The sequence below is a fragment of the Amycolatopsis sp. NPDC114503 genome (assembly GCF_055633655.1).
On the sequence record NZ_JBVKDT010000003.1, the window covers coordinates 702,055 to 715,441 of the forward strand.

The 13,387-nt window shown below is 70.5% G+C and carries 10 protein-coding genes; all 10 read left to right on the plus strand.

The window, feature by feature from the left end:
• The first annotated feature begins 278 nt into the window (after positions 1–278).
• Positions 279–2,123, plus strand: coding sequence for a phage tail tip lysozyme (locus tag ACZ7OI_RS15820; protein ID WP_470264906.1), 1,845 nt, complete (start codon positions 279–281; stop codon positions 2,121–2,123).
• Positions 2,124–2,308: 185 nt separating this feature from the next.
• Positions 2,309–3,265 carry a hypothetical protein gene (locus ACZ7OI_RS15825; RefSeq protein ID WP_470264907.1) on the plus strand — a complete coding sequence of 319 codons (957 nt, stop codon included), beginning with the start codon at positions 2,309–2,311 and terminating at the stop codon, positions 3,263–3,265.
• Positions 3,262–3,978 carry a hypothetical protein gene (locus tag ACZ7OI_RS15830; RefSeq protein WP_470264908.1) on the plus strand — a complete coding sequence of 239 codons (717 nt, stop codon included), beginning with the start codon at positions 3,262–3,264 and terminating at the stop codon, positions 3,976–3,978. The genes ACZ7OI_RS15825 and ACZ7OI_RS15830 overlap by 4 nt, the downstream gene beginning before the upstream one ends.
• A 63-nt stretch (positions 3,979–4,041) precedes the next feature.
• The gene (locus tag ACZ7OI_RS15835; RefSeq protein WP_470264909.1) at positions 4,042–4,839 is read left to right on the plus strand and encodes a hypothetical protein; all 798 of its coding nucleotides are present in this window, start codon (positions 4,042–4,044) and stop codon (positions 4,837–4,839) included.
• Complete coding sequence (locus tag ACZ7OI_RS15840) at positions 4,836–5,561, plus strand: hypothetical protein (RefSeq protein WP_470264910.1); 726 nt, start codon at positions 4,836–4,838, stop codon at positions 5,559–5,561. The genes ACZ7OI_RS15835 and ACZ7OI_RS15840 overlap by 4 nt, the downstream gene beginning before the upstream one ends.
• Positions 5,562–5,620: 59 nt before the next feature.
• On the plus strand, positions 5,621–6,109 hold the full coding sequence (locus tag ACZ7OI_RS15845; protein WP_470264911.1) for a hypothetical protein: 489 nt from the start codon (positions 5,621–5,623) through the stop codon (positions 6,107–6,109).
• Positions 6,109–7,065 (plus strand): hypothetical protein, encoded by a 957-nt coding sequence (locus ACZ7OI_RS15850; RefSeq protein WP_470264912.1) that lies wholly within the window; start codon positions 6,109–6,111, stop codon positions 7,063–7,065. Before ACZ7OI_RS15845 ends, ACZ7OI_RS15850 begins: the two co-directional genes overlap by 1 nt.
• 93 nt (positions 7,066–7,158) lie before the next feature.
• Positions 7,159–9,426 (plus strand): relaxase MobL, encoded by a 2,268-nt coding sequence (gene mobL / locus ACZ7OI_RS15855; protein WP_470264913.1) that lies wholly within the window; start codon positions 7,159–7,161, stop codon positions 9,424–9,426.
• 185 nt (positions 9,427–9,611) lie between these two features.
• A complete protein-coding gene (locus ACZ7OI_RS15860) occupies positions 9,612–10,163 on the plus strand; it encodes a hypothetical protein (RefSeq protein ID WP_470264914.1) in 552 nt (183 codons plus the stop codon).
• Positions 10,164–10,411: 248 nt separating this feature from the next.
• The gene (locus ACZ7OI_RS15865) at positions 10,412–13,321 is read left to right on the plus strand and encodes an AAA family ATPase (RefSeq protein ID WP_470264915.1); all 2,910 of its coding nucleotides are present in this window, start codon (positions 10,412–10,414) and stop codon (positions 13,319–13,321) included.
• Positions 13,322–13,387: the final 66 nt, after the last annotated feature.

Sequence of the window (13,387 nt, forward strand, 5' to 3'; positions counted from 1 at the left end):
TCGGGTCCACGACCGCTCTCCCGGGCGCGGTTCGGCCGGCCGCCGGCCGGACCCGGCGAGGGACCAAAACCCTGGACGCAGCCAGTGCCGCCGACAACGAGCCCCTCGGCCCGAACCCCGGTCCGGATCCCGCGCACCGACAGTCGCCCGCGCCTCCCGGCCCTGCGGGCGGCACGCCGAGCGCAGGGCTCGCCTCCGGGTCCCCGGGCAGCGCTCCATGGCCCGCAGCTCTTGTCCAGGGCGCGAGGAGCGGCGCTGCGGCGGCGGCGGGAAAGGCCGTGGAGGGCAACGGTGACAGCACCGCCCGGCGCTACGCTGGCCGCGTCGCCGCAGGCGCCCTCGAGGGTGCGATGCGCGGCGGCCTGCACGGCGCGGCCCTCGGCGCCGCGACCGCAACAGTGCCGGACGCGGACAGCGCCGGAGCGCAGCCCCCGGCCGCGCGCGGCGATCCTGACCCGACCTCAGCCGGGCCCCGGCTGGGAGCCGGGGGCACGGGCTACGACCGGGCGAGCGCACCGGACGCGCACGGCCCGATCTCCAGGGCGGTCAAAACCGTCGCGGTCGGCGGCGCCGCAGGCGCCGCTCCCCCGGCGGCGGCCGTGGTCGCGCTCATGGCACTGCTCAACTGGCTGAAGTCGATGTTCTTCGCAGCGCTCGCGACGGCGGTCAACACCGCCAACCTGCTCTGGTCGTTCCTCGTGGGCGTCGTCAAAGCCGTGGTCAACGCGGTCCTCGCGCCGTTCATGGCAATCGGCAGTTTCCTCGCCCACGCAGCGGGCACGGTGCTCGGCGTCGCGGTCACCGCGGCGATCGCCCCCGCCGCCGCCGTCGCCGCGGCGGTGGCCGCCGTCGCGCTGGTGAGCACGGCCGTCGCCGCAGTGATCGACAACGCCGCGCTGAACGACGGCAGAATCGGCTCCGGCCGCGACGACTGCGCGGTCTCCGCCGCGCACCACCGCAGCCCAGACCCCGGAAACCAGGTCGCAGCGGACGCCGAGGCGAACGCGAAGATCGTCTACTCGGTGTTCAAAGGCCTGGGCATGCCCGAGGAGAACATCGCGGGCATCCTGGGCAACTGGAGCCGGGAGTCGGGCATCGACCCGACCTCGGTGGAAAGCATCTACACCGAGCCGTACCGCATCGGCCCGCGCAAGAAAGCGGCCTGGGACGGGAACTTCACCCAGATCCCCGGACAGTCCCACGGGGGGATCGGCCTCGGGCAATGGTCCAACGGCCGCACGGTTCTGCTGCTCGGCTACGCCAAAGCCAAAAGCAAGGACTGGTACGCGATCGACACGCAGCTGGCGTTCATGCTCCAAGGCGACAGCCCCGGCGACACGGCCATCATCAAAGGCATGCTCACCACGGCACAGGCGTCGCCGTCGGACGCGGCTTACTACTTCCACCGCACCTGGGAGGTTTCCGCCGACGACGCTTCCCGGACGGCGATGCGCGCCCGCGACGCCGAGATGTGGTTCGGCCGGATGAGCGGATGGAAGGCCGACCCCGCGGTGACCGGCGGCGTGCGGGAGATCGTCGGCAGCCTCGCCGACAGCCTCGGGACCGGCGCCGACGCCCGCAGGGCCTCCGCCGGCTGCGCGACGAACGCCAGGAACGGCGACACCGGCGGCGTGTCGCCCAGCAACGGCGGGATGACGCAAGAGGAAGCGCAGAAACTCGTCGATCTGTTCAATGCCGAGGGCGACAAATGGCTCGACGGACGCTACGGCGAGACCGGAGGCCCCGGCTCGTGCGGCAGCAACCACGCGGACAACTGCGTGTCGTTCTCGACGTATTTCCTCAACAAATACACGACCTTCCAGACGTACCCGCAAGGCGACGGCATCCGGACGGCCTACACGGTCGCGGAGCAGACAGGCAAACAGGTCTCGGCCACGCCGACCCCGTACAGCATCGGGTCAGGGCCCGGGTCGGGACCGGCGGGCCACACGCTTGTCGTCCTCGGCGTCCAGGGCGACAGGCTCATCGTGGGCGAGGCCGGTTATTGCGCCTTCATGGGCCGCGTCCGTCTCGCCAGCGCCTCGCAGATGGCCGCCCAGGGCTGGAAATTCGTGGATATGTCGGACGCGATGCTTCCCGCAGCCAAGATCAAGTCCTCCTGACTCGACGCGATGCCCGGCGCCTGCGAGGCAGCCTCCGCGCGCCACGCACCGGCCCGCCCGCGACCGGCGACCGGCCCGCAGCGCGCGGGCAGCATCGTGCCGATCCGATCCTCGGGGCCGAGGCCCCGCAGCCGTTCGGACGCAACCGCGACACAGCAGACCGACAGGGAAAGAGGGTGTGGGACATGACGAGCCCGGACGACACGACCGCACCGGAGGCCGACGCGCCGCCCCCGGGGCCCCGGCGAGCGCGAACCAGACTCACCGGGGCGCAGCTCCACGCGCGTTTCGACGGCTGGCGCGCCGGACGGCGCGTCAAGCGCGAGGCGCGCACGCCCGGGGACGGCATGCGGACTCGGCGCCGGGCGTGCGCCTCCGCAGGCGGAGTCACGATGGTCGCGCTGATCATCGCCTCGGCCGTGACGGGTCACCGCTTCGAGGCGGCCCGCGCGGACAACGACGCGCGGATCGCGTCGTTGGAAGCCCAGGTCGCCGACGCACGGACCGAACCGGCGGACACGGCCCCAGGCCGCAAGATCGCCAAGCTCACGACGGCGGCAACCGCGGACGCGGACAAGGTCCGCGATGCACAGCAGAGGTACGCGACGCTGTATCGCCAAGCGAGCCTGCAACCGCGCCCGGGCAACGGCGCGCCGAACGCGGCGATGATCGCGACCGCCGAGCACGCCAAAAGCCTGGCTCCCTTGTTCGACCGGACGTCCTATCTGGCCGAGGACGCCACCGCCTACGCCTGGCACGACATCCTGCCCTTCGACACGACCAGCAGAATCGACCCTCGCTTCTCCTGGTACGTCCGCTACGACGGACCGACCGCGTCCGATCCCGCCTCCTACCAGTGGAAGACCGAGACGGTCGCGCCCGTTGTGCCCTCCCGCGGCACGGCCGACGAGGCCACGGCCCTCTGGCTGTGCCGGGAAACGGAGACCGGCGCCGTTCTCGCCTGGGCCAGCGCACGCTATGTCTACGACGGCCGCTACGGCGCCTTCCGCCATCTGGACCTGGTCGTGACGGCGGCCGGCGCCCAGCGTCAGAATCCGGTGCACGCCCCGAGGGACAGGCCCGCGAACGCCGGGTCCAGCGGCCCGGACACATTCCCAGGGCAGCAGGGCGGGACGCGGTGAGCGCGCAGACCGCCGCGCCGGAGACACCGCGCGCGCCGAAGCCGGGTTTCGCCCGCCGCAACGGCCGGACGCTGGTCCTCGCCGCGCTGCTGGCCGCTGTTGCGCTCGCCGCGGCGACGACATGGACCGCACAGCACGCACAACTCTCCCGCCAGGAGCAGCGGATCGCCGCACTCGAACAGCAACGCGCGGCAGCGCAGCGGGAGAAGGCAGCGCGGGCCGACCATGACCTGCTGGCTGCGCTGGGGTTGAGCCGCTCCCGCATGGACAGAGACGCCGCGATCGTCACTGCACTGGCCAAAACCGCGTTCACCTGGGACTCGGGACCAGCCTACGAGCAAGCGCGCACTGCGCTCAAGGAAAAGTGGGGACTGGCCGAGAACTCCGGGTTCCTGACGGCGTTCATGCCGCCGGCCCGCTACAACGAAGACGCGTCCGGCAAACGGTACTACTACATCGACGCGCACGGCCTCACCTCCTCGGTCGGCGCAGCCCCGGACATCGATATCGTCAAGGCCGCCGCAGGCGACTACACCTACGCCGCCCTCGTCGACGTCGAACGAGCCCCCGGGCAGGGTCCTCGCGACGACGCCCGCCGACGCGGCGGCACTGCGGATCTGCGCGTGCTGCTCACCGTCACCGTCGGCGCCGACCGCCGCGTGGCGAACCTCGCCGGCATTACGGCAGGCGGCCCCGCCCGGCATTCGAAATGACCCCTGACTCTTTAGCTTGTCATAGATACAATGACAAGCGAATCGACAAGCAATGGACAAGCAATGGAATCGACAGCGAAGAAGACGGCCCCGCGAGCCAAGGGCTCCGGGGGCACGACGCGCTTCGTCATCCCGTCAGGCGCCGGACCGGGTCCGGGGAACGACCCGGGCGAAGACCGCCGCCCGCCCGCACGCGCGTTGATGAGCCGCCGCGCGGCGATCGCCGGAGCGGGCATGAGCGCGGCCGCCGTGCGGTGCTTCGCCCTGCCCGCCGGGTTCTCCGGAGACACGACCGCGACAAGCGGCGAGTCCGCGCAGAAGATCACCCAGCTGCGCCAAGCGATCCAGGCCGCGCGCGCGAAGGCCGACGCGCTGCCGCGACGCCCCGAGGCCGAGCGGGGGCTGCTCGCGGCAGGCACCTCGGCCGCACAGGTCGCGAATCTGCAGAACGACTACCGGGGGCTGACGCCCGGCGCCGCTGCGGCGGGCGGAAAACTCGACGACCGGGCCGCGTCGCCGACACGCCGCAACCTCGTCCCCTACTTCGCGCCCACGACGGCCCCTGCCATGCTCGGCCCCTGGTACTTGCTGGCCGGCGACAAGAACCTCCCGAGCGGCGACGGACCGCGTTTCCCCTCCGGATTCGCGTGGGTCGCGCAGCGCGCGTACACGATCACCGACGAGGCCACAGCGCGGGTGACCTGGCTGGCAGTCGGGACAGGGGCTCCCGCAGGCGGCACGGCGACGGTGTTCGCCTGGGCCCGCGCCGACTTCGACCTGACACGCCAGACGTTCTCGAACCTGGAAACCGGCACGACGGCCTCGGGCGAGGCGCGGCGGCTGCAGGTGACGCCCTCGTGACCGCCCGCGCGACCGATCTGCTGCGCCGCCGCGCAAGGCCCCTGCTCGTCTGCGCTGCAAGCGCGCTCCTCGCGGCGTCCCTGCTCTCCGCCGGAGCGCGCCTGCTCCACAGCGACTCCGCGGCGGACGGCCAGGCCGACCGCCTGGTCGCCGACCTCGAGTCCGGTCTCCGCACGGCGCGCAACGGCCTGGCAGCCCGGCGCGAACACATGATGACAGGACTGCCAGGCGCCGACGTCGCGCGCATCGCACGGGACACGGCCACCGGACAGTCGGTTCTTCTCGACCTCACGACCTCGGCCGAGCGGCAGGACACCTCCCGCACGCAGGCGACGCTCCAGGCCCGCTACGGGCTCGCGATCCCGGCCTCGCCGGCATTCACCGAGTTCGTGTCCCGATGGTCGGCGGCGGCGCGACCGGCGCAGAACACCGGAACTGCCTTTGCGCTGGCCGGACTGGACGTCGACCTGAGCGGAGTGCAGGGCTCACGCTACGGCTACGTCGGCACGGCCCGGTTCGACCCCGTCGCACCAGGCCCGCGGACCGAATACGTGCTCCTCGGGTTCAGCACGGCATCCGACGGCACCGTGTCCTCGTTCCAGGCCTGCCTGGCATCGAGCCGCACCCGCGACGCGCTCGCCGCCGCCGGGGCGCAGAAGCCCGGCGACACCCACGCCCCAGCGCCCCCGACGGCGCGCCCCACACCCCGCAGCGGCGGTTGACCCGCGCTGCGCGCTGCTGCACCCCACCGACCACGACGACACGAAGGCGGAGACGGCCCATGACGACACACCCCGCAGACCCGACCGCCGCGGCTGCCCGAACCGGACCGCTCGCGGCACTGCGCAGAGCCTGGCGGCAACCGGCCCGCACCCGCAAGCGCGTGCTCTCGGCCGTGCTCTGGCCGGGTCTCGCACGCGTCATCGTCCTGCTCGCCGATTTCCTGCTCGCGCTGGTGACCGCCACGACCGTCATCCCGACGCTCGCGGTCTGGCTGCACCGGCAATCCGGCGCCGGCACCGGACGCCTGACCGCGGACGGAACCATCGCGATGTGGCTGCTCCCCCTGGTCTTTCTCACCGCCGTCCTCGCCGTCGGCGAGCTCGCCCTCATGCGCGCGATGTGGCGCGGCAGCACGCGGACGGTCCGCAAGATCCGCGCCCGCAACGCCCCCGAGGCCGCGCAGGCAGGCCCGTCCCCGACGCCGCTCACCTCGGTGTCGCGGGCCGGACGGCGGGGCGGGGCCGCGGGCAGGAAACGAGGCCGTTGATGCGCATCGCGGGCCTGCCGATGACCGACGTCTGGGCCGATCGCGTCCTGCGCGAACACGGCGTCGAGACCAGGCGCCACGAGGAACTGTCCGCCGAGATCGGAGTCTTCGCCGAGTCGGTCGAGCTCAAGCACTGGGACCGCAATCAGAACTACCGGCCGTACCTGCATGTGACCGGAGAACTGCGCTGGATCGCGACCGCCGAGCCGCTGCCGCACGGAATCTCCCGGGTGAGCTTCTCCCCCGGTCACGGCGAAACGGTCGACGCCTTCTACGAGTTCGACGACGAACAGCTGGTCCTTCTCGCCCGCAAAGGCTATTTCCGCACCGCGTTCGCGGTGCCCGAGCAGCAGATCACCGGCATCGAATGGGAGCTGCCCGCCACCGCGGACGTCCTGGTGCTGGACCCGTCGGAGGCCCCAGGCGACACTCCCGTCGTCTTCGCGCGCGTGCACGACATCGGCGCCCTCCAGATCGATCTCGCGTCCTGCGGGTACGACCTGACCGACTACGTCCACGACGTGTCGGGAGAGCATGCGGCACCGACCGCATCGCCGGCCCCCGGGCAAAGCCCGCGATCGCGTCCGGACACGATCGACCCGTTGTTCCCCGACCCCGACCCGGACGGGCCGGTCGCGCCCGCCCGGACGGACGCCCGTGCCGATGCGCTGGAGGCGCATCTGCGCAAGATCGAGACGGCGATCGACGGCGAACGCGCGGACTACCGAATCGCACGCCGACAAGCGCAGGGCACGCCGGAAAACCTCTACATGCGGTACGTCGCACAGGCGACGCGGGACACAGCCCCGGGCAGGACGAGCCCGGACCGCGCGGGCGACACGCTCCCGGGCCCCGGCCGCGCACAGAACGAACGGACCGCGCGGCCCGAGCCGGAATCAGGCGCACCGACGACGGACCTGGACGTCGGCGACGACAGCCGCGGGCTCGGGTCGTGAACCCGCTCGGCACGGCACAACGGGCGCCGACGCCTCCGGATCGCGGGAGCACCGAACCTGGACGAAGGGCGCGCGTCGGAACGGAGGAACAGCATGGGGCTGAAGCAGTCGGTGGTCATCGTCTCCGAATTCAGCGTGCCGCTGCCCGGCCGCGCCGGGTCGCGCGGAGCGACACCCGGCGACTACGTCACCCGGTACATGGCCCGAGGGCAGGCGGCGGAGCCGCTGGCCCCGATACGGCGGCTGCACACCGACGACCCCGCCGCGCGGTACCTGGCGCGCGAATCGGCGGTCGCACGCCCCGGGATCTCCCGGGACGCCGCGAAGACGGCGATGCGCCACGCCCAGGAAACCGCCGGAGTCGCCTTCGGCTACGGCTCGGTCTCGCTCTCCGACGACCAGCTGAAAGCCGCGGCCCGCGACATCCAGAAAGGGTTCGACAACGGCAAAACCGTGCTCAAGACCGTCCTCTCCTTCGACGAGGACTACCTGAGAAGACACGGCCTCGTCGGACAGGACTTCCGGTGCGAGCAGCGCGGGGACTACCGCGGGCACGTCGACCAGATGAAGCTGCGCATGGCGATCATGCACGGCCTGGACCGGATGAGCGCGGGACACGGCGGGTTCGACGCCCTGCGCTGGATCGGCGTGATCCAGGTCGACACGGAGCACGTGCACTGCCACCTGGCCATGTTCGACGCCGGCGCGGGAACACTCGCCGAGGACGGCACGCAGCGCGGCAAGCTGCTGGACCGGCACAAATCCCGGCTGCGGCGCGGAATCGATTCCTGGCTCGGCGAGAAACAGGCCGTGGCACGCCTGTCCAGCGCTGCCGGATACGAACGGCGCAACGTCGTCACGTTCGTGAAGCGCTGGGCACACGACCGCGTCCGAGCCGAGGCGCTGCCGCAGTTCCTCCTGGCCTGCCTGCCCGCCGACCGGACACTGTGGCATGCGGGCTCCCCCGACGTCCGCATGCGCAAAGCCAACCGGCTCGTCGCCGACTTGGTGAGCGAGCAGCTGCGACGTGCCGGCTCCCCCCTGCCGGCTGCGATGGCGAAGGTCGTCGAGCACGCGAACCACCGGCGCGAGACCGAATCGCTCACGCCCGGGGACTGGCGGCGCCTGGTCGACCGCGGCCGCACCCGGATCATCGAACGAGCGGTCGACGGCGTCTACCAGATGCTGCGCGCCCTGCCCGAAGCCGAACTGCGGATACGCACACCGGCGCTCGAGGTCATGGCCCTCGACTACGCGCGGCTGGCGGTGCTGGCAGCGGACCGTTCCGGTCGCGCCGACCACAGCCTTGTCTCCGCGGGTTTCCGGCTGCGCAGCTACGCGAACCGGTTGCGGCACCACACCGACCAGGCCGACGTCTACCGCGACCTCGCGCGCCAATGGGAACGAGCGGACGAAGCCGGGACCGCCGCGGAGGACTCGCGGCCGCTGTACGACTTCTACCGATTCGAAGAGGACTACCACCGGCGGCTGATGTCCAAGTACCGGCATTTCCTCCCCTACCCCGGGAATGCGAGCCGGTGGCGAGAGCAACTGCGGCAGGTCGCCGCCGGCAGCGAGCGGCTGCTCTCGCTCACCGCGCTGAGCCGGGACGTCTCGCTCCAGCGGATGACGGACCCCGAGCAGGCCGAGCGGACAGGCCGCGACGTCTACAACCAGCCCGGAGGAGGCCTTCTCGCCGCGGGCAAGACAGGCTGGACGGTGCTGGATGCACGGATAGCCACGATGGCGCGGGTCCACCGCGAGCGTCTCGACGCCCTGCACGCCTCGCTGTCCGCGGCCGGGCTGGTACTGCGTCCCGCCCCCGCGGACAGCACCGACAGCATCGTCGGCGGCATCCGGCCCGGCATGACGATCGAGGCGGGGACAATGCACGACTTCGGCGAGGTCAGAAGCCTGGACCTGCACCATCTTGCCTTCGATTTCCCGGGCGACGTCGAGATCGGGTCCAGGGCCCGGGCGACTTTCGCGACCGCCGCCGCCGACCGCCGCCGGTTGCTGATGGCCGCGATGGACTACCTCGACCAGTCCGCGCAGGCCGCGGCGATCGCGGATCTCCCGGTCGACGACGTCGCTGCCATGACTCGGCTCTCCCGCGAACTGGCCGCCCGCGACGGGGACGGCCGCGCGCCCGGACCGTCGACGCTGCATTCGGGCATCGCCGCGCTCCGCACCGGATCCGGCAATGCGGGACGGACACCGCGGTCCTGCGCTCCGGCGCTGGACTCCGGACTCGTTGCGCGCGTACAGGATCGCGTCGACGCGGCCGTTGCCGGCGCTGCGGCGGCCTTCGGCGACGCCGCGCACACGCCCGTCGCATCAGGCGGATCCGTTGGGCCGTAAGACCTTCACTCGGGCCCCCGTCTCGCCCTTGTCTATCGCTTATATATTGCTTATCTATTGCTTGTCGACTAAACCATTCGGGGCTAGTGTCGTAATCATCCGACAAGCGCCGCCGCCTCGCCCGGACGGTGCGGCCGATCACGGCCGGTCTGCGGAGTGCAGCCGGAACACGAAAGGACAGGGACATGGCCGACCTCAAGGGCCCTGGCGCGATGACCGGAGTCAACCTCGTCGCCAAAATTTATGACAACAGCAAGACCAAGGACGGCAAAAGCCAGTACGCCGACCTCCAAGTCGACGCGCGGGACCCGCGGGGCGCGGGCCAGACCAACCTGCATCTCCACACCGAGAAGGCAAGAAAGCAAGACGGCGGACTCCTGTTCAACGACAAGCTGCCCTACTCCATGAGCCAGATCGACCGGATCGTCGAAACCGCGGGCCAGAACAAGACCCCGATCCTGCACAACGACATCCGAGTCGGCACCCTCTACGGCTTCAAGGGCAACGTCATGCCGGCCTCGCGCGGTCCGGGCCTGGTGGTCAACACCAAATCGCTGCAGGCTTCCGATTTCCAGGTCGACGCCCACACGCTCGACAACCAGTACGACTCGATGCGCGCCGCCCTCGACGCGAAGATGACGCGCGCAGTCAGCGACCTGTACGCGCCCGACGGGCCGCTGAGCGGAGCTTTGGCTCCCGAAAAGGCAGCCGAGGCGGACGAACCCGCACTCGGCTGAGACCCGCGCGTCACGAATTCCGCGAGCAGGCCCCCAGACAGGCATCCGGGGGCCTGCTCGCGCACGAGCCGGCGCCTCCGTTGCGCAACCGGCGTCCAGCGGGAAACCCGGCCCTTCACGGCGCGACGGGCGCCCGGTCAAGCCGCACCGTGTCGCGGGAGCACCCCGGCCCGGAACAGCGCAAGCCCGGCCAGTCCCGCCCACGGCCCGGCGAGGGCCGAACCGCTTCGCGAAAGGTCTTCCGGATCATGCCCCACGACGACGAGACGACGCAGCGCTACGGGCTGCTGGGCGCGCTGTCGAGCCCGTTGAGGACGCCCGAGCGCGACATCGTCGGCCGCGAACGCGAGAAGGCGCAACTGCTGGCCTCGATGCGCCGGCCCGAGCTGTGCAACGCTCTGCTGCTCGCAGAGGCGGGCGTGGGCAAGACTTCCTTGGTACAGGCGACGATGCGCGCCGACCCGGACCGCGTGTATCTCGAAGCGGATCCCGCGCGCATGATCTCCGAGGCAGGCAGCGCGCAGAACATGGCCGCGATGCTCAAAGGCTTCTTCGACGAGGCCGAGCGGTTCGTCGCACGCGAAGGGCGCGAACTGGTGCTCTTCATCGACGAGTTCCACCAGATCGTCCAGCTCTCCGCCGCCGCGGTCGAGTCGATCAAACCGGTGCTCGCGGCGTCCGGACCGCGCGGAATCAGGATCGTCGCAGCGACGACGTACGACGAGTTCCACCAGCACATCGCGCCGAATCAAGCGCTGGTCGAACGCCTCCAGCGCATCAACCTCGCGCCTCCGGACCAAGCCACGACCGTCAAGATCCTGCGGGGCATGGCAGAGCAGCACGGCGTCGCGCACCACTTCCGCGACGACCGGCTCTTCGGTCTCATCTACGAGTACACCCAGCGTTACATCCCCGCGTCGGAGCAGCCGCGCAAGTCCATTCTCGTACTGGACTCGATGATCGGCTGGCACCGCCATACCGGGGCCGCGCTCGACCGGGACATGCTCACCGACGTGCTGCAGGAGTCGGCGGGCGTCAACGTCGCGATCCGGGTCGACGGGGCGAAGATCAAACAGCAGCTGGACTCGAAGGTGATCAGCCAGGACCTCGCCACCCGCGCGGTCGCGAACCGGCTGCAGCTGTCGGTGGCCGACCTGAACGACAAGACGCGCCCCGAGGCCTCGTTCTTGTTCACCGGCAGCACCGGCGTCGGGAAACTGGTCGCCGATGCGACTCCCGTCCCGGTCTTCACCGAGGACGCCTCGGTGGCCTGGAAGCGCCACGGGGACCTTGTCCCCGGCGACCGGGTCTTCTCCCGCCGGGGAACGCCGACCGAGGTTCTCGGGGTGTTCCCGAACGCGCCGATGGACCTCTACCGCGTCACGCTCTGGGACGGCCGCACGCTCGACGTCGGAGGCCCTCACCTGTGGACCGTCTACACGGACAAGCAGCGAGCGAACAAACACCGCGGACGCGATGTCACGCCGACAGTGCTCCGCACCGAGGAGATGTTCGAACGCGGCGTCGCGCGGACCCGCCCGGGAGACCCCCGCCGGCACGTCAAATTCTTCGTCCCGGCGAACGAACCCGTGCAGTGGCCCGAACAGGACCTCGAGGTCGATCCGTACGTCCTGGGCGTGCTCATCGGCAACGGGTGCCTCACTCTCTCGCAACTGACGCTCTCGTCGGGCGACGACGACGCGGACCACACCGTGCGGACGGTCGGCGAGTGGCTGGGCTCGGCTCCGAAACAGAAGTCCGCCCACAGCTGCAGCTGGCAGTTCCCGGTCGGCGGCGGCACGACGGAGAAGCGCGACACGCTGTTCCAGACCAAGACCGTGCTGGCCTCGGTTCCGGAGATGGTCGGGGCGTACTCGCCGCAACGCCGGATCCCGCCGGCCTACCGGCACGGTTCCGTGCGGCAGCGATGGGAACTGGTGCGCGGGCTCTTCGACACCGACGGCACGGTCGACGCCTCGTCGGGCCGGTACAACGTCTCCTACTCGACCTTTTCCCAAGCGCTCGCGCAGGATCTGCGGGAGGTGCTGTTCTCCCTCGGCGTCTCGAACTCGCTCAGTTCCCGGACCCGCACGCGAAACGACGGCCGCACGCAGACCGAGCACCACGTGCACGTGAAGATCGGCAACGAGGACAAAGCCGCGTTCTTCTCGCTCCCGCGCAAACGGGCGATCGCCCAAGCCGCGGCCCGCGCGACCTCGGGGCGCACCCGGGTGAAGAAGTTCGACACCGTCGGCATCCTGTCGATCGAGAAGCTGCCGGAACAGCAAGCGGCCTCGTGCATCTACGTCGCGGACGAGGAACGCCTCTACCAAGCAGGCGAGTTCGTGGTCACGCACAACACGGAACTGACCAAACAGCTCGCCCGGCTGCTCTTCGGCGACGACCAGCGCCATCTCATCAGGTTCGACATGACCGAGTACGCCGCCGATTCGTCCCTGGCGGGCTTCCGCTCGGAACTGACGAAGAGAGTCTGGGACCTCCCCCACGCCGTGCTGCTGTTCGACGAAGCCGAGAAGGCTTCCGCGATGGTCACTCGGGTGCTCCTGCAAGTCCTCGACGACGGTCGCCTGACCGATGACAACAACCGGGTGGTGAGCTTTCTCAACACCTACATCGTGCTCACGACGAACGCCGGATCAGAGATCTACCGGACGGTCGCGAGTTACGCCGAGGACGACACGGGATCGGGCCGGAAACTGCGCGAGTGGCAGAAACTCATCCTGCGCTCGCTCTCCACGACAGTCGGGGACGACCGGTTCCCGCCGGAACTGCTGGGCCGCATCGACGCCGTCGTGCCCTTCCAGCCGTTGTCCCTGGAGACGCAGCGGAAGATCGTGCAGGACAAACTGGGCGCGATGGTCCGGGACGCGCTGGCCAAGCACGACGTGCGGGTCGCCGTCGACAAGAAGATCCTCCAGTACCTGATCGACGACAGAGGCGACACCGACTCCGACGCCGGCGGCGCGCGCGCCGCCGTGGCCAAGACGACGGACGAGGTCACGACCGCGGTGGCGACCTTCATCAACGAGCACCCCGCCGAACGGCGAATCAGGGTCGACGTCGTCGGCGAGATGGCCAGCAACGACAAAACCCGGCTCGCGTCCGGGGCGCGCGTCGTGGTCAGCGCCCTGCGCTGACCACGATCCCTCAGCCGGCCGACCGCAGTGTTCTCCACAGCCTTGCCCATAGCCTTGTCTATTATC